The sequence below is a fragment of the Pseudomonas putida genome (genome assembly GCF_028682475.1).
GTDB classification, from domain to species: domain Bacteria; phylum Pseudomonadota; class Gammaproteobacteria; order Pseudomonadales; family Pseudomonadaceae; genus Aquipseudomonas; species Aquipseudomonas putida_AG.
In genome coordinates this window covers 1-313 of record NZ_JANHLE010000137.1, presented here as the reverse complement: position 1 = coordinate 313, position 313 = coordinate 1, and the positions used below count along the sequence as shown (strand labels likewise).

1 protein-coding gene is annotated in these 313 nt (G+C 61.0%); it reads left to right on the top strand.

Annotation, left to right across the window (positions count from 1 at the left end):
• Positions 1 to 282: transposase (locus NPS47_RS25525; protein WP_274297458.1), on the top strand; the 282-nt coding region annotated here is incomplete at its 5' end.
• Positions 283 to 313: the final 31 nt, after the last annotated feature.

Below are 313 nucleotides of genomic sequence, written 5' to 3'. Positions count from 1 at the left end.
CTTGATCGCCGGGAGATAGCAGCGTTGGCGGGCATCGCGCCCTATAACGAGGACAGCGGCAATCACAGCGGGAAACGTCAGATCAGTGGAGGGAGAGCCCGAGTCAGGCGTGCGCTGTATATGTCCTGCTGGGTAGTGATCCGCCACCAGGCTGAGTTCAAGGCCCGCTATGAGGCGCTTCGGGAGCGAGGCAAGAGCGCGAAAGTCGCGCTCATCGCCTGCATGCGGATACTGCTGATCAGGCTGAATGCCATGCTACGCGACGGCACCGAATGGCGCTGACGAATGGCATGGTGAAGACAGTTGCTCCCAC